Source organism: Neobacillus novalis NBRC 102450 (assembly GCF_001591805.1).
GTDB classification, from domain to species: domain Bacteria; phylum Bacillota; class Bacilli; order Bacillales; family Cytobacillaceae; genus Neobacillus; species Neobacillus novalis.
Genome location: NZ_BCVP01000007.1, coordinates 1 through 19,272, shown reverse-complemented (window position 1 = coordinate 19,272; position 19,272 = coordinate 1). Strand labels below are relative to the sequence as shown.

Sequence of the window (19,272 nt, the reverse complement as noted above, 5' to 3'; positions counted from 1 at the left end):
TTGTCATTGTTTTAGGTTTAGGACATAATAAATTCTGATTTTATCGCTGTTATCAATTTTATTGTAGAGAATCTCCCAAATTTTCATGTTCATCTTCTTTTAAATTACTTAATAGTATTATACAATATTTAGTAGGAGGATTTTGTCTAATTTTTGTAGAAAAGAGCAAAAAATAATATAAAGTAAAAATAATGTAGTTTAATAGTATAAATGAACGAATTAGAGAGGGAGTGAATGGATGCTACCGATAATATTGGCCATTAGTTCTATGCTTGTTCTTATTTTGATTGTTTCCTTTTTACCTCTAGGAATGACTGTAAAAGGGAAGTTATTCATCGTTTTGGCTAGTTTTGTGCTTGCACTAGGAGGACTTGCAGCGGTTATAGCTATCCCGTTGTGGGAAACCGTCATAATGCTGGTTGCACTCATTTTCTTTACTGCATACTTTATGGAAAAGCAATTGGGAAAACTGATCTTTAAAGAAATTCCTTCGTTTGAAGATGAGCTAACCAATAAATTTGATATTCCCGTTTACGATTCCAAAGTAGTCATAGAAAAAAGTAATAAGTCACTAGAATTAACTGAATTAGAATTAGTTCAACCATCTGTCACAAATGTGATAGAAAATAGTCAACTTGGTATAAGCCTAGAAAGGGAACAATTTGCAGATACTGATCAGGATATTTCATTTTTATTAGAACGGGATCTAGAAAATGATTTAGAAGAACAGAAGGAAGTTTTAAAGCCTGAAATTGGTCATTCAACTGACATTAAGAGTTTGCTAGATGAAGAAAAGGTGGATATCGATTGGCTTGAAGAAATCGATGTTTTTTCATCAATAGATGAAGAAGAGCAATCATTTGACGATATTAGTACAAAGGAAAATGCGCAGTTATCTGATCCTACTTTCGATTTTCTCTTTGCACCAAAAGAAGTGGCGACGGGTCATGATGATGTTCAAGAAGAAAATAAATCGAAGAAAATGATAACCTTACAAAAGTAATTTGAAGGGAGGCAGATCATTTGGGCAAAAATCAACAAATCATAAAGTTATTTATTGTTATTTTTGTAAGTACGGCATTAATATTTAGTTTCTCCCACTTTGGGGCAAAAGCATTTGAAAAAATAACAAATGTTGATGGAAAGTACTCAGTTGGAACAACAATCGGTCCATTAGATGTTTCTGGGAAAACAAAAGGTGAAGCCATTAGTATGTTGGAGGAAAAGTATGTTGACTGGCTTAAGAATACCTCGATTGAACTAAAATATGGAGAAATCACTTCTCCACTCGATTTAAACCATTTCCATTTAGATTCAAAGCAAACGATTGATTCCTTAAAGGAAGGACAAAAAAGTCCTGTTAGTATTATTGTTACTAAATCACAGGTAAAAGAACAATTACAAATTCTCTTCCCGCAACTAGAAACCAGTACTTTTGATTTAGAAAAGCTTACGACTAGTTTAAATACACAAGCTTCACTTTTCGAATCTGGTGAACAATCATTTAACCTTTATAATGATTTCTTACTTACAAATCAAACAAAGAAGGATACTATTATAAGTGATGCAATTGTAACAATGAAGGAAGTTCCAGATGATTTAGCAACTATCATTGAGAATAATCCAACAATTGAAATCAAAGAAGAATCCACCTTTTCATTGCTAGATTTTGCAAAAAAACACAAGGTCGGGGATTCATCTTCATTAAATATTATTGCTACTGGAATATATCAAGCCATTTTACCTTCTGACTTTTCGATTGTAGAAAGAAACATTAGTAGTTCGCTCCCGGATTATGCGCCATTGGGCTTTGAAGCAAAAGTTAACCAAAATGAACAAGTCGATTTTGTCATAGCAAATCCAAAAAAGGCGAAATATTTTCTTGAACTTCAATTAGAGAACGACAAGTTAAGGGTTATCTTAAAGGGTGAAGAGTTTCTAAATAATTATAAAATCAACAAAAAAGATGAACAATCATTAAAGCCTAAGACGATTGTACAATATAGTCCACAGCTTCTCCCTGGAAAAACAAAAATCCAGGCAAAAGGTGCAGACGGTCAAATTGTCAAGGTTTACAGGGAAATATATCAAGGAAACCAGTTCATTAAAAGTGAATTAATCTCAGAGGACTATTATCCACCAATATACCAAGTGATAGTTCAGGCCCTAGCGAGATACGAACAGGGGACGCCGCAAACTTCTGATACGTCCGGTAGTATAGTCGATACTGAAAATAATAGTCAGTCCAATGATGATTCCAATTCAATTGGAAACAAAACATCAACAAATTCTGATGAGGTTCAACAGGATGATAGCAATCTTTGGGGAAAACCAAATGAACAACCAAAATAATGGTAGGAGTGTAGAATGAAGCAAATGCGAAAAAAACTTGGAGATTTGTTAATTGAAGAGGGTCTCATAACAGTTGAACAGCTTCAAGCAACACTTGAAAAGAAGAGTACGAATCAAAAACTTGGTGAAGCTCTATTGGACCGTGGATACATTACCGAACATCAGTTGATTGAAGTGCTGGAACATCAGCTTGGAGTCCCACATATCAGTCTTTTTCATTATCCATTTGAAACGAATCTTTTTTCACTCATCTCTAAAGAAGCAGCGAGAAGAAACCTAATTATTCCGTTGAAAAAAGAGGGCAATAAGCTATTCGTCGCAATGGCTAATCCGATGGATTTCATTGTCATTGATGATCTTCGTTTATCAACGGGATTTCAAATTGAACCGGCAATTGCTACAAAAGATGATATCCTGCGATCGATTAATAAATACTATGATGTCGATGATGGTTTTGCTGAGCTGCTTGATGAATTACAGAAAAATGAAAAGGGGCGGACAGACGATGTAACTGATCTAGATTCACCGATTGTCCGCCTTGTGAATCAGATTTTGTCAAATGCTGTCATTCAAAGGGCCAGCGATATTCATATTGATCCGCAGGAAACGAAAGTTGTCGTCCGGTACCGAGTGGATGGAGTTCTACGTGTTGAGCGTATTCTGCCCAGCCACATGCAAGGCGTTCTAACAGCAAGAATTAAAATCATGTCTAATCTCGATATTACCGAGCACAGAATTCCACAGGATGGACGGATTAAACTAAATCTTGAATTTCACCCAGTTGATCTCCGTGTCTCCACGCTGCCGACTGTTTACGGGGAAAAGATCGTAATGCGTCTTCTTGATATGGGATCAACATTAAATGATTTAAGTAAACTTGGATTTAATGCCCTTAATATGAAACGTTTTAATGAAATGATTGAAAAGCCAACGGGCATTTTGCTTATTACCGGGCCAACAGGTTCAGGTAAATCTTCAACCCTTTATGCAGCACTTAACAAGTTAAATAATGAAGCCGTCAATATCATAACAATTGAAGATCCTGTCGAATACCAATTGGAAGGGATTAATCAAATTCAAGTGAATACGAATGTCGGGATGACCTTTGCCGCTGGATTAAGGTCAATTCTCCGTCAAGATCCGAATATTATTATGGTCGGAGAAATACGCGATAAAGAAACGGCTGAAGTGGCAATCCGCGCTTCCTTAACCGGCCACCTAGTATTAAGCACCCTTCATACAAATGATTCAATTGGGACTGTTACAAGGCTGATTGATATGGGAGTAGAACCGTTTTTACTAGCAGCCTCCTTAAGCGGTATTGTGTCACAGCGGCTTGTTCGAAAAGTGTGCCGTGATTGTCTAGAGATTCAAGAACCATCAAAACGAGAGCTAGAAATTTTTGCTAGGCGTGGAATGAAAATTGAACAAATTTCACGGGGGAAGGGCTGTTCTTCCTGTAACATGTCGGGCTATAAAGGCAGGATTGCCCTTCATGAAGTGCTCGTTATCAATGATGAGATGAGCCGAGCATTGATGAATGACGAATCTTTTCAAAAACTAAAGGAAATAGCAACTAAAAATAAAACCATCTTTTTAATTGACGATGGATTATTGAAAATAAAACAAGGGTTAACAACCACTGAAGAAGTATTAAGAGTAGCGACTCTGGAGTAGGAGTATTAGGGTATGAAAGAAAAAATTGATGCAATTTTGAAAGCAGCTATTGAATATAAAGCTTCGGATGTACATTTAACTGTTGGAGTTCCTCCGGTCCTACGCATAAACGGTGATTTACGAAGGTATGGAACTGATAAACTATTGCCAACCGATACTGAAGAAATGGCAAAAGCAATTATTCCAGAAAGTATGTGGGATTTATTTAAGGAAAAAGGCGAACTTGACTTTTCATATGGTGTACCGGGTAGTTCGCGCTTCCGTGTCAATTCGTACCATCAACGGAAAAGCGTTTCAATAGCCCTTAGGGTAGTTGCTTCAAAAGTTCCATCTATTGAGGACCTAGATTTGCCTGACATCGTCTCCAAGCTTGTGGAGAAGCCGCAGGGTCTAATTCTTGTCACAGGCCCAACGGGTAGCGGGAAATCAACTACACTCGCGTCGATGATTGATTATATGAATCGAACGATGAGGAAGCATATTATTACCTTAGAAGATCCAATCGAATATCTCCACCGACACGGTCACTCGGTAATTGATCAAAGGGAAGTTGGATTTGATACAAATAATTATGCAAGCGGCTTAAAGGCGGCACTTCGACAGGACCCTGATGTTATTCTTGTCGGTGAGATGCGCGATTTAGAAACGATGTCGATTGCAATTACAGCAGCTGAAACAGGGCACCTTGTTCTAGGAACACTTCATACATCTAGTGCACCAACAACTATTAACCGAATAATCGATGTCTTCCCATCGGGTCAACAGCCGCAAATTCGTATCCAGTTGGCCTCAGTCCTAGTTGGGGTTATTTCGCAACGTTTATTTCCAACTGCTGATAAAAAAGGCAGAAAAGCAGCCACAGAAATTTTGGTAAACAATGCTGCAATCGCTAACTTGATAAGAAATGAAAAAGTCCACCAAATTCAGAGTACGATGCAAACGTCCCGAGCCCAAGGGATGCATACGCTTGAAATGAGTATTCGAGATCTTATTGATCGAAATATCATTCAAAAGGAATCGGCAGTGCAATATTTACAAGAAAAGATGTTGATGAATGGCTAGATTTAAATATGCTGGAAGAGACCGAAAAGGAAAACGGCAGGGCACCGTAAATGCAGGTTCTAAGCGAGAAGCAATGGTCAAGCTTAAGGAAGAAGGAATTCGTGTAATTGAAATGACGGAGATTCCTGAGACCTTGATGACTAAGGATATCTCACTAGGAAATCCAGTGAAGCTGCAGCATTTTGTCATTTATTTAAGACAATTTTCGACGTTAATCAAAGCAGGAGTAACGGTTGTCGAAGCAACAGCGATTCTTGCAGTTCAAACAGATAGTAAAGCGTTGAAGAAGGCATTACTTGACGTTGAACAAGAATTACGGGAAGGTAATCCTCTTTCTGATGCAGTGGCTAAGCATAAGAAAATATTCACACCGATGTTTATTAATATGGTCAAAGCAGGAGAAGTCAGCGGTAATTTAGATGAGACACTTGACCGCTTGGCTGAACACTTTGAAAAACAGCATTATACTAAACAAAAAATCGTATCTGCCCTGGCATATCCTACTGTAGTGGGAATTATAGCAATCGCGGTTGTTATCTTTTTGTTAGTTGCCGTTGTTCCAACATTTGTCACGATGTTTGCTGATTTGGGCGGTCAACTGCCGGCAATTACAAGGTTTGTCCTTGCAGCAAGTGGTTTTATGCAATCATTTTGGTGGCTTGTCGCTATATTTATTATTGCAATTGTAGTGTTCATTACTTATCTTAAGAGTAACAGTCAATCTAAATACTATTTAGATTATATGTTATTAAGGATGCCTATTTTTGGAAACTTACTGCAAAAAGCAGCCCTGGCTCGAATGATGCGAACCCTTAGTTCTTTATTTTCCAGCTCTGTCCCGATTCTTCAAGCAATGGCGATTGTCGAAAAGGTAGTCGAAAATGAAGTTCTCGCCCGAGTGATACGAGAATCACGAGATTCCCTTGAAAAAGGACGTTCAATGACGGAACCGATGCAAAAACACTGGGCCTTCCCACCGCTTGTTACACAAATGATTGCGATTGGGGAGGAAACAGGCGCACTTGACGCAATGCTTTCAAAAATTGCCGAGTTCTATGAAAAAGAAGTCGAAACAGGAACTGATAGACTAAAATCATTGATTGAACCATTAATGATTGTTGTTTTAGCAGGACTTGTTGGTACAATAGTTACAGCAATTATGGTACCTATGTTCGATATGTTCAACCAATTTCAACAACATAACCAATAAAACGGCAAAAAAACAAAAAAGTTGATGAAAAGTGACAATATACCTAAAATACACTTTTATTTACCTTGTAAATTACTGTATACTAAAAGAGAAAATATTACTAGGTTCATAGAACCATTGAGGAGATGGAATTATGTTTCAAATGTTAAAAAAGAAACTTAAAGATCAACGCGGGTTAACTTTGATTGAATTGCTCGCAGTTATTGTTATTTTGGGGATTATTGCAGCAATTGCAATTCCTAGTATTGGAAAAATTATTGATAACTCAAAAAAGGATGCTCATGTTGCAAATGCAGAACAAATGGTAAATTCCGCAAAACTTGCTGTTACTACCGAACCACAACTTCAGACTGGAACAGTTTATTTAACATTAGAATATTTAGAAGCAGCAAATTTTCTTGATGATGTTAAAGACCCTGATAAAACTACCAAGGGATATACAAGAGGAAATGCTAAAAGTTTAACTCAAGTTCTTGCACTTAAAGGTGCACCAGCAGGTTCATTTGTTGAAGTTACAGATGGTAAAGCAACTAAAGTAAAACTCATTAATGCTGATAGAGGAGTACAAGATGCTAATCATGAAGCAGTTGCAATAAAGGATTTAAATAGAGATAGTGTAATAAATAAGTAAAACTGATGGTGTATATTATACTATTTTTATATGGAATTACTTTAGGTTCCTTTTTCAACGTTGTAGGCCTCCGGGTCCCTTTAAAGAAATCAATTGTTTCACCAAGATCCGCTTGTCCATCCTGCGGGCATCAATTAACACCAATAGAACTCATCCCAGTGGTTTCATATATGTTTCAAAGGGGAAAATGCCGCGGCTGTAAGTCGCGGATTTCTCCTATCTATCCAATTATGGAATTGCTTACTGGTATACTTTTTGTAACATCATCCTATGTAGTTGGCTGGTCAGGGGAGTTAGTTGTAGCATTAACGCTAGTTTCGATGTTTATGATTATCGTTGTTTCGGATATTCACTATATGCTCATCCCTGATAAAATTCTGATTTGGTTTGCAGGGATTTTTTTATTGGAGCGTATTGTTTGGCCGCTGAACCCCTGGTGGGACAGCCTTGTAGGGGCAGCAACAGGTTTCACACTGCTATTACTCATTGCTATTGTCAGTAAAGGCGGCATGGGTGGCGGGGATGTTAAACTTTATGGCTTACTCGGCTTTGTCTTAGGATTTAAGCTAGTGTTATTATCGTTCTTCTTATCAACCCTATACGGCGCCGTACTTGGCGGACTGGCACAGCTTTTTAGAATCGTTAAAAAGCGGCAGCCGATTCCATTTGGACCATTTATTGCCGCGGGAACCTTGTCAGCATATTATTGGGGACCGGAACTCATCGACCTATACGTACGTTTTCTTAATCACGGATTTTAACTAAGGGGTTATTTAAATGGCTTTTTCCCTCTTTAACTCTAAAAACCGAATAATCAACCTAGTGCTAAATGACCACTCGATTCGTTGTGTTGAATTAAAGCAGGCAAACCCGCCACAGGCACAAAAATGGGGCGAACGCTTTTTGCCGCCTGGAATCATTGTTGACGGCAAAATTGCTGATATCGATTCCTTAGCGAATATCTTGGATGAGTGTATTGACGAGTGGAAGATTCAGCGGCGCTCGATTCGCTTTGTCGTACCCGATCAATTAGTCATTATCCGAAAGGTATCTGTTCCAACTGAAATCCAGGATGATGAAATGAAGGGCTATCTTTATTTGGAGCTTGGTGCCAGCATTCATTTACCATTTGAAGAACCGATATTTGATTTTTATCCACTAACGGATAATGGAAAGACAAAGGAGCTGCTACTATTTGCTGCTCCAGAGCAATTTGTCATGGAATATGCGGATTTATTTTCGAGTCTGAAGCTGCATCCAGTGGCTGCGGATATTTCTCCGCTGGCACTCTATCGTTTATACCATACGCTCGGTCAAGGCGATGCAAATGAAAATCTGTTTACGATTCAATTTGATTTGACCAGCGTGAATTTGTGTATTTTTGAGGGAGTTGTCCCTGTTGTCATGCGTCCGTTTGCCTTACCGTTTGAGCTAAATCAATGGGAAATAGGGCGGGATAGTTCGGGAATGATGGTCTGTAAATATAAAGGTGAAACAGATGAATTGGTGATTCAGTTTGAAGAAATTTTTAAAGAATTAACGAAATTACTGGATTTTTATCGTTATTCATTGAGCAATGAGAAACATGATATTACCAAGTTTTTATTAACTGGGGACCATCCAATGCTCAAAGCCGTTGCTGAAGAAATGAATGAGCGCTTTGAGGTTCCGATTGAATTGCTTTCACTTCATTCAGATTTACAAGGAAAAACAGGAAGCGTACCGGCTAATTTATTGCTATCTTTAGGTCTCGCTTTAAAAGAGGTGCAATGATGTTAGTAGAAATTAACCTGCTTCCGCAAAAAGAACCGAAAAAATTTGCCTTTATCATTACGTTATCCAGTTTGCTAGCCGTATTTTTAGTAATAGGCGGTTTCTATTTTTGGCAGACTCAATCTGTTAAAGATGAGTTGACTTCTTTAGATCGGCAAATTTCGACGACAAAAAAGATTGCCGAGAAAGAACAGCAAAATAACGAAACGGTTATATCTTCAAGCTCTGTCAGCCAACTAAAGGGCGCGATTGAATGGGCAAATGATCCCATCCAAACAGTGCCGGTCATGCAGCATCTAACCTCATTGCTGCCTGAGCGCGGTTTTATCCAATCCTTTGGCTATACAGAATCAGGAGCTGTTACCCTTACCGTTCAATTTGACAGTGCCCGAGAGGCAGCCTACTTCTTAAATAGCCTTAATCACTCGAAATGGATTGAGGAAGCAAGCCTGAATTCATTAGCAGCCGCAGAAACGAATACTGAAACTGACACTAATGCTGCTAGCAACACAGCAGCTTCAAATAGCCAAGATAATACATCCAGTCCAACAACAAGTGCTACTAATCCGCCAACAACAGATTCAACAACAACTGTTGATAATCAAAACAATTCAGCAACAGATACAGCATTGAATCAGAATAACACAACGAGTACGACTACCAATCAAAACACGGTAAGCAATAGTTCAGCGGCTGCCTCAAAAAGTCAAACAAGTAACTATCTACCTCGTTATACAGGGCAATTTGAAATTAACTTTAACAAGGAAGAAGTTAAGAAAATTTTACAACAGGGCAAGAAGGATGGGGAAGGAGTGAAGGGATCATGAAGCTTCGTTTCTCCAAGAGAGACCAACTTATTGTTGGAGCCTGCATTCTTTTGTTAGTGGTACTCATCGTCTATGCTCAGTTCTTTTTCCTAACTCCATTGAAATCAGACCTGGCCATTAAACAGCAAGAATTATCGTCGGAACAAAAGCTGTTAGATATTATTAGTCAAAAAAAGGCAGACAACACAACCGCTTCTGCTGAAGATACAAGAGAACTACAGAAAAAGGTTCCTGTTGAACCGCTTCAGGAACAGTTTATTTTAGACTTAGAAAAGGCAGAAAACGTCTCTAATAGTGCAATTAAATCAATCAGTTTTAGTAAGGATGCTGAAGCAGCTTCAGGGGATCAAGCTAATCCGCAAAACTCAGATGGAGCTCAAAACCCCACAGCAGACGCAAATGCTGCCCAAAACACTTCTGCAGACCCAAATGCAGCAAATGAAAGCAACGGGGATCAGCAACCGGCACCAACGGCACCTGTTGGTATGAAAAAGCTAACCGTTCAGTTGAGTGTGGAATCGCCGACCTATGAGGATTTGGAGAAATTCATCGAAACCCTGGAATCGTTAAAACGGATTGTCGTGGTTGAGGCGATCACTTATTCAGGCGGCCAAGAAATTACTAGCCTTGATCAAGAAGATCAGCCGATTAGCTACAGCCTTACTATTTCTGCATACTATTTACCAGAATTAGCTGACCTGAAGGCCGAGCTGCCGAAAATCGATGCCCCGGCACCAGCAGGTAAAGCGAATCCATTATCGCAGTTTGCACCAACGGCACAGACACAGCCTTAGTTTGCGTTCATGGCGAAGGAACAAATAATTTGACGAAAGCATTCGATAACAAGACGACAAAAGTCTTGTTATTTTTTTTTGCGATTATGTTAGGATGAAACCAATTACGCATCGTTTGGGAAAGGGGTACGATTAGTGGACAAGCCTAAAAAAGGCCATACAATTAAAATCAAATTGAATGTTGAAGACAAAATAATTCAGAAAGAACTGCAAAAGAGTGAGCCGGAAGCCATCAGTGAACCATTTACGAAAGTAATAAAAATAAATCCGGAGCGGCCGGAAACGGATGGATTTTTGGAGACAGCAGCTGCCCAGGAACCTGTCGATGAAAGCTTTGACTGGATTATTCCGGAATCCGCAGAAAAAGATATCGAGGAATTTAACATTGGCAGCGCAAAAAAGACGAAAAAAAGCGGCTCCAAAAAACTGACATCCTTTTCATCAAATTTTAAAAAGAAGGATCGACAGCCAGTTGGGTCGATTTTGATCTCGGCAATTTTTGCCATCCTTATTGGTCTTACGCTAGGCGGTATTATGCTAAAGCTAATGGGACCAAGCGAAAAGGCAGCAACTGAACCACCGAAGTCAGTTGAAGCAAACGGCAACGACAACAAAATAGCCGCCGGTAAGACAACCTCATTGACCATCAATCAATTAACTACCTTTGTTATCCAAGGGGGTTACTATACCTCAAAAGAGGGTGCCAAGGATGTTTCTGATGGGCTGGTTTCAAAAGGGATTCCGTCACAGGTAATTGAAATAACTGGAAAACAATATATATTTCTTGGTGTCGCCGATTCGATTGAAGCAGCCAAAACGCTGGCTAGCCAAAATAAAGAAAATGGCGTTGAGGGTGCATTTGCCAAGCCGTTATTATTAGACGAAAAGAAATTTTCAGATATCACTGAAAAGGAAAAGAGTTTTCTCGAAGCGGTACCTGGCATCTATCAGACGTTATCCGCTGCTGCAGCAAACGCTCTTGTCAGCAAGGAAATCTCTGAAGAATCCATCAAAGCACTAGCACCCTTAAAGGAACAATTGAAGGGTAGCACGATTAAAAACGAGAAGGTTAAGACGCTTCAGGCAGAATTAACAAATGCGGATGCAAAGCTCAAGGAGTTCCAAAAATCTAAAGACATCAAAAACCTAACAGAAGCCCAGCAGCACTTATTAAACTTCCTGTCCTTTTACTTTTCGGTTTAAACGACATAACTCGATATTTTCTGGGAAATAAGGCCTGCCTGAAAACGAGGCAGGCTTTTTACACGGGTATTAAAAGGTAATTACCGCATAAATTTACAAATTTCATCAAACTTTAATCATATAAAAATTGTTTGATTCTACAATTTCTGATACGATTAACTTGTATCTCCCAAATGATAAGAATAAAGGTAAGGTGATTGAATGCAGAACCTCATTTTAGCCTCTTCATCTCCACGGCGCAAAGAACTTCTAGAAAATCTCCACTTAACATTCGCGATGATTAGCAGTGAAGTTGATGAAAGTTTTGATCCCGCTCTCTCCCCCGAGGAAGTAGTGATGGAGTTAGCCAATCGGAAAGCACAGGCGGTTTTTAAAGACAACAGGAATGCCTTTGTGATTGGTTCAGACACGATTGTCGTTGCGAATAACCAAATCTTAGGAAAGCCAAGCGATGAGGCCGAAGCCATTAGGATGTTAACAACTCTTTCAGGAAGTCAGCACGATGTGTTCACAGGTGTTTCAATTGTGTCTCCAACTAGTTCGACTACGTTTTACGAAAAAACTGAAGTTTGGTTTTGGGAGTTGACGGACGAAGAGATACGTGCATATGTGAAAAGCGGCGAACCGTTTGATAAAGCTGGGGCATATGGGATTCAACAGCTTGGCAGTATGCTTGTCAAAAAAATAAATGGAGACTATTTTGCGGTTGTCGGTCTGCCGGTTGCAAGGACCATTAGGGAATTGAGACAGGCGGGTTACCAGTTGCCGTATTAACATTTTTTCAAAGTTCATTAGCTCCCAGCTAATAAGGGAGGAAAAAGAGTGTCCACAAATACATTAATGATCCGTGATTTCCCTCAAGACGAAAGGCCGAGAGAACGATTTATCCAGAATGGTCCGCAAAGCTTATCGAATCATGAACTGGTTGCCATCCTGCTGCGAACAGGTACAAAAGACGAATCGGTCCTGCAATTATCGAATCGTCTGCTGACCCATTTTGAAGGGCTAAGGATGTTAAAGGCGGCTACGTTAGAAGAAATGACTGAGATTAAAGGAATTGGCTCGGCTAAGGCGATTCAAATTCTTGCTGCTGTCGAAATTGGCCGCAGGATTTCTAATCTTTCCTATAATGACCGTTATGTTATCCGCTCCCCTGAAGACGGAGCGAAGTATCTCATGAACGATATGCGTTTTTTATCGCAGGAGCATTTTGTCTGCCTCTATTTAAACACGAAGAACCAGGTCATTCATAAACAAACGGTTTTCATTGGGAGCCTGAACGCCTCGATTGTCCACCCAAGGGAGGTATTCCGCGAAGCATTGAAACGCTCAGCGGCCTCCGTTATCGCGGTGCATAATCATCCAAGCGGCGACCCTGCACCGAGCAGGGAAGATATTGAGGTTACCAAGCGCTTGGTAGAATGCGGGAAAATAATTGGCATCGATCTGCTCGACCATCTGATAATCGGCGAAAATAAGTTTGTCAGCTTGAAGGAAAAAGGGTATTTATGACACTATGTTTTTATTTGACGTTTCTATATAATATTAGTTATGATTTTTTAGGATTGTTTTTGAAATTGCTATATAAATAATAGGAAAACAGACATGATATAAAAGGTAAATGACCTGACTAATGGAGTTTTTGCATTTCGTATCAGAAAGAAAGGGAGATACAACACTATGTTTGGAATTAGATCTAGAGATCTCGGGATTGACTTGGGGACAGCAAATACCCTCGTTTATGTTAAAGGAAAAGGCATTGTTTTACGAGAGCCATCGGTTGTGGCAATGCAGACTGATACTAAGAGTATCGTCGCTGTTGGGAACGACGCAAAAAATATGATTGGACGGACCCCGGGGAATGTTGTCGCGATGCGGCCAATGAAGGATGGCGTCATTGCTGACTTTGAAACGACGGCATTGATGATGAAGCACCATATCCGCCAAGCTCAACGAAGTAATAACCCATTTTCTGGAAAGCCATATGTCATGGTTTGTGTGCCATCTGGGATAACGGCGGTAGAGGAACGAGCCGTAATTGATGCTACAAGGCAAGCGGGGGCGAAAGATGCCTATACGATTGAAGAGCCATTTGCAGCAGCTATCGGCGCCAACCTTCCAGTCTGGGAGCCAACCGGCAGTATGGTCGTTGATGTCGGCGGCGGAACGACTGAAGTGGCGATTATTTCCTTAGGGGGAATTGTCACAAGCCAATCCATTCGTGTAGCTGGCGATGAGATGGATGATTCCATTATTTCATATATTCGTAAAAATTATAATTTGATGATTGGTGAGCGGACGGCAGAAACCATTAAAGTGGAAGTTGGATCTGCCGGTACACCTGATGGCATCGAAAATATGGAAATTCGCGGCCGTGATTTATTAACAGGTCTGCCAAAAACGATTGAAATAACGGCAAAAGAGATTTCGACCGCCTTAAATGACACCGTCTATGCAATTGTTGAAGCCGTTAAGAATACCTTGGAAAAGACACCACCGGAACTTGCCGCCGATATTATGGACCGTGGTATTGTCTTAACAGGCGGAGGCGCGCTACTGCGCAATTTGGACAAGGTGATAAGCGAAGAAACAAGAATGCCTGTACTAATTGCCGAAAATCCGCTTGATTGCGTAGCAATCGGAACCGGCAAGGCACTCGACCATATTCATTTATTTAAAAACAAAGCGAAGGATTCGCGATAATAAGAAAAGAACATTATCCAAAACAATCTTATAGATTAGAAAAAATAGAGGTGTATAATCATGCCACAGTTCTTTTTGAATAAACGTCTGATTATTTTGCTTGTCAGCATTATTGTTCTCGTGGCATTGATTGGGTTTTCTTTAAGGGAGAGAAGTAAACTATCCTGGCCGGAGCAATTTGTTAAAGATACGACCGGCTGGGTTCAATCCCTGGTTTCAAAGCCTTCTAACTATATTGCAGGCTTTTTTGAAAATCTCCAGGACTTGCAAAATACATATAATGAGAATAAGGAATTAAAATCGCGGCTTGACAATCTGGTCAGTCTTGAATCACAGGTTCAAGCGCTGAAAAAAGACAATGAAGAATTGCGTGCGGTTCTCGATGAAGAAAAGACCCTGAGAGATTTTGAACCACTGCCAGCTACCGTAATTGGCAGGAATCCTGATCGTTGGCATGAAATGATTATTATCGACAAAGGCAGTTTAAACGGACTAAAGAAAAATATGGCGGTTGTGACAGCAAACGGCCTAATTGGAAAAGTAAAAAGTGTAAATAAATTCAGCTCAACCGTGCAGCTTCTAAGCGCAACCGACCCGAAGAATCGGATTTCCGCCATTGTCCAAGGCAAAACCAAAGTGTATGGTCTTGTTGAGGGCTATGATAAAGAGAAAAAATTACTAATGGTCAAGGCAATTCCAGCAGGTGCGGAAATTGAAAAGGGACAAACGGTGATAACCTCAGGGTTAGGCGGTATTTTTCCTGAAGGATTATTAATTGGAAAAGTGGTCGAGGTTAAACCGGACCAGTATGGGTTGAATCTGACGGCACTTATCAAACCCGGGGCAGATTTTTATGATATTAAAAATGTAATGGTCACGAAAAAAATCATGCGGGATCCGGATATAACAGATTTAACGGATGGGAAGGAGGAGGGATCGTGAAAAAGTTCCTTCTTCCTCTTTTGTTTCTATTCTTGTTTTTATTAGAAAGTCTTTTTGTGCAATATTTACCCGAAAATGTTTTTGGCCGCAATCGAATCTTAGTGCCGCACTTTCTATTTGCTGCGATTCTCTTTCTTACGATTTTTGTCGGCAAGAAGCAGGGAATAATTTATGCGGCCATTTTCGGACTATTATTTGACATTGTTTATGTCGAAATTATTGGCATTTACCTATTTGTTTATCCATTTATTTCCTATCTTGTTTCGAAAATCATGCAAATCTTGCAGACAAATATGATCATTGCCTTTCTCGTCTCCATTTTTGGCATTGCCCTATTAGAGGTGGGTGTTTATGAAATGAATCATTTAATACATGTTACAAACGTTGATTTCATGAGCTTTATTAATTTGCGGTTTTACCCAACCTTGATCTTAAACGCAGCCTTTATCATCATTGCCGGCTACCCATTAAAAAGGCTATTTGAAAAACATGCCGAGGCACTTAGAGTAGAATGAGATTTTTTTAAAAAAAGAGGAGAATGGACGCATCGTGTCGAATTTTTTAAAAAGAATAGTTTGTACTTCCGATTCGGAAGGGAGCATGAGGGCATGCAATTTCTAGTAGGTTTGGTTGTTCCGAACTTGCTTGCTTAATTATGAGGTGAATTTTCTCCATGAAAAAACGGCAAAATGTTACAATAAAAGGAACGAAGGAAGGTCTTGTCCTTCATCTTGATGATAGATGTTCTTATGAGGAACTAAAAAGGGAATTGGATCAAAAGCTTTCAGCCGACTTAAAGACGCAGGATGAGCACCATATCATCTCTGTTAAAGTGGAAATCGGCAATCGTTATTTACCCGTGAATTTGCAGGAAGAGCTAAAAAGCTTAATTCGACAAAAGAAAAATTTAGTTGTTGATGAAATTATCTCGAATGTCATCACAAAGGAAGAAGCGAAGGCATTAAGGGCTGATACGGAAGTGATCACGGTTTCGAGAATCGTTCGTTCGGGCCAGGTGCTTGAAGTTCCTGGTGATATCCTGTTAATAGGCGATGTCAATCCGGGTGGAACAGTGATTGCCGGTGGAAACATTTTTATTATGGGCGTGTTAAAGGGAATGGCCCATGCCGGCTGCTTTGGGAATGAACAGGCTGTAATTGCTGCTTCCAGTATGAAACCGTCCCAACTGCGGATTAGTGATTACTTAAATAGAGAGCCAGAATCCGTTCAAAGCAATGAAAAACAAGAAATGGAATGTGCTTACATAGATGAGAACCGTCACATCGTCATTGATAGATTGCAAGTTTTAATTCGATTAAGGCCTAATTTGACAAGATTAGAAGGGGGACAATAAGGTGGGAGAAGCAATCGTAATTACATCTGGGAAGGGCGGCGTTGGGAAAACCACAACTTCCGCTAATATTGGTACGTCGCTGGCCCTCCAAGGGAAAAAAGTCTGCTTAGTGGATACAGACATCGGCCTTCGAAACTTAGATGTTGTAATGGGACTCGAAAATAGAATTATTTATGACCTTGTTGACGTAATTGAAAAAAGATGCAAAATTCATCAAGCCTTGGTTAAGGACAAACGTTTTGATGGTTTATTATACTTACTGCCAGCTGCCCAAACCGTTGATAAATCAGCTGTGAAGCCGGAGCAAATGAAGGAATTAATCACGGAATTGAAACAAGACTATGATTATATCATTATTGATTGCCCCGCTGGTATCGAGCAAGGATTTCAGAACGCGGTGGCCGGCGCCGATCGGGCGATTGTCGTGACAACGCCGGAGGTTTCTGCTGTTCGCGATGCAGACCGAATCATTGGCCTGCTTGAAAAACAAAGGAATATGGAAGCCCCTAAATTGGTTGTCAACCGAATTCGCAATCATATGATGAAAAGCGGCGACATGCTTGAAATTGATGAAATAACCCAGCATTTATCAATTGAACTGGTTGGCATTGTTGCTGATGATGAAGAGGTCATTAAAGCCTCCAACCACGGCGAACCGATTGCCTTAAATCCAAACAGTAAAGCATCCATTGCTTATCGCAATATTGCCCGAAGGATTCTCGGTGAATCCATCCCCCTTCAACCGCTAGAAGACACAAACAAGAACGTCTTTGCTAAAATTAAAAAGTTTTTTGGTGTTCGTTAATTGATTAGCCTGCCCACTGATTCGTGGACAGGCTGTTTTTATTTTAAAGGCATACTCTTTGAACCCCCTTCATAAACTTGTACAAAAAGTGGGAAAAGGGTTGATGGGGATGGCGCGGTCTACACCGGAGGAAATACGGCGACGAATCGCAAAGCGGAAAAAAGAGCAGGGTCCGGGTTCGGCAGCAAAAACACCAGAAAAGCAGATTGCTTGGCCTGGTGATGATGAAAAATACGGCTATAATTATATTGCTCCTTCCGGAAACTCTGGCGGGGATGAGGGACATCCATTATTTAAAAAAGAGGTCTTCTTTTTCAAAATATTGGCTTCGGTTCTGTTGTTTTTAATGGTGGCTCTGTTGTTTCGTAATCATTCTGCGACCTTGAAACCGGCAAGGGATTTCATCACGGGCACAATGAACAAGGATTTTAAGTTTACTGTCGTTTCAGAATGGTACGAAGGCAAGTTTGGTAAACCATTGGCGTTGCTTCCGTTTTCGGAAGAGGATAAAACAGGAAAAAAAGCGACGGTCGAAAAGCCGAATTTTTCTGTACCGGCAATGGGGAAAATTCTTGAAAATTTTGAGAAAAACGGTCAAGGCATCATGATTGAGACGAGTAAAGGGGCTGCGGTCCAGGCGATTAATGGCGGAAATGTCAGCTTTGCCGGGGTTAAGGAGGGCTTGGGGAAAACCGTCATCGTTCAGCATTCCGATTCAACGGAAACGTGGTACGGAAATTTGGATGAAATTAAGGTCAAATTATGGGAATATATTGAAAAAAGAACAGTAGTCGGCACGGTTTCCACGTCTACAGGTGATGATAAGACGAAAGGCAAGTATTATTTTGCGATTAAAAAAGACGATAATTTCATCGATCCGATTCAGGTGATTCGCTTTGAATAGAGCTATCCAGTTACTTAGACTCATTTCTATTCATCCTTTGCTGTGGATCATCATGGCACTGTCGATTGCAACCGCACATTTTCTTGAAGTAAGTTTATTACTTGGCATTATTTTTATTCATGAAATGGGGCATGCTGCTGCGGCTTCTTTTTTTTCATGGAGAATCAAAAAAATTACCCTTCTGCCATTTGGCGGCGTTGCTGAAATGGATGAGCACGGCAATCGCCCCTTAAGGGAGGAAACGATTGTCGTTATTGCCGGGCCGCTCCAGCATGTGTGGATGGTGTCGTTAGCATACGGCTTATTTTCCCTTCACTTGATCCCGGAAGATTTATTTCGATTATTTATAAGCTATAACGTGATGATTTTTGTATTTAATCTTTTTCCGGTGTGGCCGCTTGATGGCGGCAAACTGGTTTTCTTACTGCTCTCATTAAAAAATTCCTTTCCGAATGCACACCGGCTGACACTGATCATTTCGTTTTTTAGCCTGCTTCTTTTTTCACTGATTATTTTACTGGCCGCACCAACGCATATAAATGTCTGGGTCGTGATTGCCTTCTTATATTTCTCGCTTTACCACGAATGGAAGCAGCGCCGCTTTATCTTTATGAGGTTTTTATTGGAGCGCTATTATGGGAAGAAGTCAGGCCTGCGAGCACTGAAACCGATTCAGGCCGATGAACAGGATTTGCTCATCCACGTTTTGGAAAAATTCCAGCGCGGCTGCAAACATCCGATTATTGTCGAAGCTGGCGGCAGGGAAAAAGGTCAATTAGATGAAAACGAACTCCTGCACGCCTACTTCACCGAAAAACGCCTAACCGATAAAATCAGCGACCTTCTTTTTTCTTATTAAAATGGGGTATAATAGTAAAAAAAGCAGAAGCGCCCGGTGAACGTGCGCTTTTCATTTGGTATAGGATGTTTTTATAGTGGTATTGTCCTTCATAAGGGTGATGAAGGACATTTCGGGTGAAACTGTCCCGGTTTTCCCGGTTTTGTCTTTAATAAGGTCTCTTAAAGACATTTCGG

20 protein-coding genes are annotated in these 19,272 nt (G+C 40.1%); all 20 read left to right on the top strand.

Annotated elements, in window-relative coordinates; genetic code table 11:
- Positions 1-238 precede the first annotated feature (238 nt).
- The 20 genes from BANVL01_RS04700 (at position 239) to BANVL01_RS04605 (ending at position 19,096) form a co-directional block, all read left to right on the top strand.
- Positions 239-1,003 carry a hypothetical protein gene (locus tag BANVL01_RS04700; protein WP_066090532.1) on the top strand — a complete coding sequence of 255 codons (765 nt, stop codon included), beginning with the start codon at positions 239-241 and terminating at the stop codon, positions 1,001-1,003.
- A 20-nt stretch (positions 1,004-1,023) separates the two neighbouring features.
- Complete coding sequence (locus BANVL01_RS04695; protein WP_066090529.1) at positions 1,024-2,352, top strand: G5 domain-containing protein; 1,329 nt, start codon at positions 1,024-1,026, stop codon at positions 2,350-2,352.
- A gap of 15 nt (positions 2,353-2,367) precedes the next feature.
- A complete protein-coding gene (locus BANVL01_RS04690; protein ID WP_066090526.1) occupies positions 2,368-4,029 on the top strand; it encodes a GspE/PulE family protein in 1,662 nt (553 codons plus the stop codon).
- 12 nt (positions 4,030-4,041) lie between these two features.
- The gene (locus BANVL01_RS04685) at positions 4,042-5,091 is read left to right on the top strand and encodes a type IV pilus twitching motility protein PilT (RefSeq protein WP_066090523.1); all 1,050 of its coding nucleotides are present in this window, start codon (positions 4,042-4,044) and stop codon (positions 5,089-5,091) included.
- Positions 5,084-6,301, top strand: a complete 1,218-nt coding sequence (locus BANVL01_RS04680; protein WP_066090520.1) for a type II secretion system F family protein — start codon at positions 5,084-5,086, stop codon at positions 6,299-6,301. The genes BANVL01_RS04685 and BANVL01_RS04680 overlap by 8 nt, the downstream gene beginning before the upstream one ends.
- Before the next feature lie 133 nt (positions 6,302-6,434).
- Positions 6,435-6,932 (top strand): prepilin-type N-terminal cleavage/methylation domain-containing protein, encoded by a 498-nt coding sequence (locus BANVL01_RS04675; protein ID WP_342342322.1) that lies wholly within the window; start codon positions 6,435-6,437, stop codon positions 6,930-6,932.
- Positions 6,933-6,937: 5 nt separating this feature from the next.
- Positions 6,938-7,693, top strand: a complete 756-nt coding sequence (locus BANVL01_RS04670) for a prepilin peptidase (RefSeq protein WP_066090518.1) — start codon at positions 6,938-6,940, stop codon at positions 7,691-7,693.
- A 16-nt stretch (positions 7,694-7,709) separates the two neighbouring features.
- A complete protein-coding gene (gene pilM, locus BANVL01_RS04665) occupies positions 7,710-8,705 on the top strand; it encodes a type IV pilus biogenesis protein PilM (RefSeq protein ID WP_066090516.1) in 996 nt (331 codons plus the stop codon).
- Positions 8,705-9,532 (top strand): PilN domain-containing protein, encoded by an 828-nt coding sequence (locus BANVL01_RS04660; RefSeq protein ID WP_066090513.1) that lies wholly within the window; start codon positions 8,705-8,707, stop codon positions 9,530-9,532. The genes pilM and BANVL01_RS04660 overlap by 1 nt, the downstream gene beginning before the upstream one ends.
- The gene (locus BANVL01_RS04655) at positions 9,529-10,326 is read left to right on the top strand and encodes a hypothetical protein (RefSeq protein WP_066090510.1); all 798 of its coding nucleotides are present in this window, start codon (positions 9,529-9,531) and stop codon (positions 10,324-10,326) included. The genes BANVL01_RS04660 and BANVL01_RS04655 overlap by 4 nt, the downstream gene beginning before the upstream one ends.
- A gap of 135 nt (positions 10,327-10,461) precedes the next feature.
- The gene (locus BANVL01_RS04650) at positions 10,462-11,529 is read left to right on the top strand and encodes a hypothetical protein (protein ID WP_066090507.1); all 1,068 of its coding nucleotides are present in this window, start codon (positions 10,462-10,464) and stop codon (positions 11,527-11,529) included.
- A 201-nt stretch (positions 11,530-11,730) separates the two neighbouring features.
- Complete coding sequence (locus BANVL01_RS04645; protein WP_066090504.1) at positions 11,731-12,303, top strand: Maf family protein; 573 nt, start codon at positions 11,731-11,733, stop codon at positions 12,301-12,303.
- 48 nt (positions 12,304-12,351) lie between these two features.
- On the top strand, positions 12,352-13,041 hold the full coding sequence (radC, locus tag BANVL01_RS04640; RefSeq protein ID WP_066090501.1) for a RadC family protein: 690 nt from the start codon (positions 12,352-12,354) through the stop codon (positions 13,039-13,041).
- A gap of 168 nt (positions 13,042-13,209) precedes the next feature.
- Complete coding sequence (locus tag BANVL01_RS04635; protein WP_066090499.1) at positions 13,210-14,232, top strand: rod shape-determining protein; 1,023 nt, start codon at positions 13,210-13,212, stop codon at positions 14,230-14,232.
- A gap of 60 nt (positions 14,233-14,292) precedes the next feature.
- Complete coding sequence (mreC, locus tag BANVL01_RS04630) at positions 14,293-15,174, top strand: rod shape-determining protein MreC (RefSeq protein ID WP_066090496.1); 882 nt, start codon at positions 14,293-14,295, stop codon at positions 15,172-15,174.
- Positions 15,171-15,689, top strand: coding sequence for a rod shape-determining protein MreD (mreD, locus tag BANVL01_RS04625; protein ID WP_066090493.1), 519 nt, complete (start codon positions 15,171-15,173; stop codon positions 15,687-15,689). The genes mreC and mreD overlap by 4 nt, the downstream gene beginning before the upstream one ends.
- Positions 15,690-15,847: 158 nt before the next feature.
- Entirely contained in the window at positions 15,848-16,528 is a 681-nt protein-coding gene (gene minC, locus BANVL01_RS04620) for a septum site-determining protein MinC (RefSeq protein ID WP_066090489.1), read from the top strand.
- A gap of 1 nt (position 16,529) precedes the next feature.
- Positions 16,530-17,333, top strand: a complete 804-nt coding sequence (gene minD / locus BANVL01_RS04615; protein ID WP_066090486.1) for a septum site-determining protein MinD — start codon at positions 16,530-16,532, stop codon at positions 17,331-17,333.
- 109 nt (positions 17,334-17,442) lie between these two features.
- On the top strand, positions 17,443-18,237 hold the full coding sequence (locus BANVL01_RS04610; protein WP_172800875.1) for a M23 family metallopeptidase: 795 nt from the start codon (positions 17,443-17,445) through the stop codon (positions 18,235-18,237).
- Positions 18,230-19,096: a M50 family metallopeptidase gene (locus BANVL01_RS04605; RefSeq protein WP_066090480.1), complete on the top strand. Its 867-nt coding sequence runs from the start codon at positions 18,230-18,232 to the stop codon at positions 19,094-19,096. The genes BANVL01_RS04610 and BANVL01_RS04605 overlap by 8 nt, the downstream gene beginning before the upstream one ends.
- The last annotated feature ends 176 nt before the right edge of the window (positions 19,097-19,272 follow it).

Coding starts and splice junctions, on each gene's coding strand:
- BANVL01_RS04675 (WP_342342322.1), top strand. CDS start 6,435: ATGTTTCAAATGTTAAAAAAGAAACTTAAAGATCAACGCGGGTTAACT.
- mreC (WP_066090496.1), top strand. CDS start 14,293: ATGCCACAGTTCTTTTTGAATAAACGTCTGATTATTTTGCTTGTCAGC.
- BANVL01_RS04655 (WP_066090510.1), top strand. CDS start 9,529: ATGAAGCTTCGTTTCTCCAAGAGAGACCAACTTATTGTTGGAGCCTGC.
- pilM (WP_066090516.1), top strand. CDS start 7,710: ATGGCTTTTTCCCTCTTTAACTCTAAAAACCGAATAATCAACCTAGTG.
- BANVL01_RS04690 (WP_066090526.1), top strand. CDS start 2,368: ATGAAGCAAATGCGAAAAAAACTTGGAGATTTGTTAATTGAAGAGGGT.
- BANVL01_RS04685 (WP_066090523.1), top strand. CDS start 4,042: ATGAAAGAAAAAATTGATGCAATTTTGAAAGCAGCTATTGAATATAAA.
- BANVL01_RS04645 (WP_066090504.1), top strand. CDS start 11,731: ATGCAGAACCTCATTTTAGCCTCTTCATCTCCACGGCGCAAAGAACTT.
- BANVL01_RS04660 (WP_066090513.1), top strand. CDS start 8,705: ATGTTAGTAGAAATTAACCTGCTTCCGCAAAAAGAACCGAAAAAATTT.
- BANVL01_RS04670 (WP_066090518.1), top strand. CDS start 6,938: ATGGTGTATATTATACTATTTTTATATGGAATTACTTTAGGTTCCTTT.
- BANVL01_RS04610 (WP_172800875.1), top strand. CDS start 17,443: ATGGCGCGGTCTACACCGGAGGAAATACGGCGACGAATCGCAAAGCGG.
- BANVL01_RS04700 (WP_066090532.1), top strand. CDS start 239: ATGCTACCGATAATATTGGCCATTAGTTCTATGCTTGTTCTTATTTTG.
- BANVL01_RS04635 (WP_066090499.1), top strand. CDS start 13,210: ATGTTTGGAATTAGATCTAGAGATCTCGGGATTGACTTGGGGACAGCA.
- minC (WP_066090489.1), top strand. CDS start 15,848: ATGAAAAAACGGCAAAATGTTACAATAAAAGGAACGAAGGAAGGTCTT.
- BANVL01_RS04680 (WP_066090520.1), top strand. CDS start 5,084: ATGGCTAGATTTAAATATGCTGGAAGAGACCGAAAAGGAAAACGGCAG.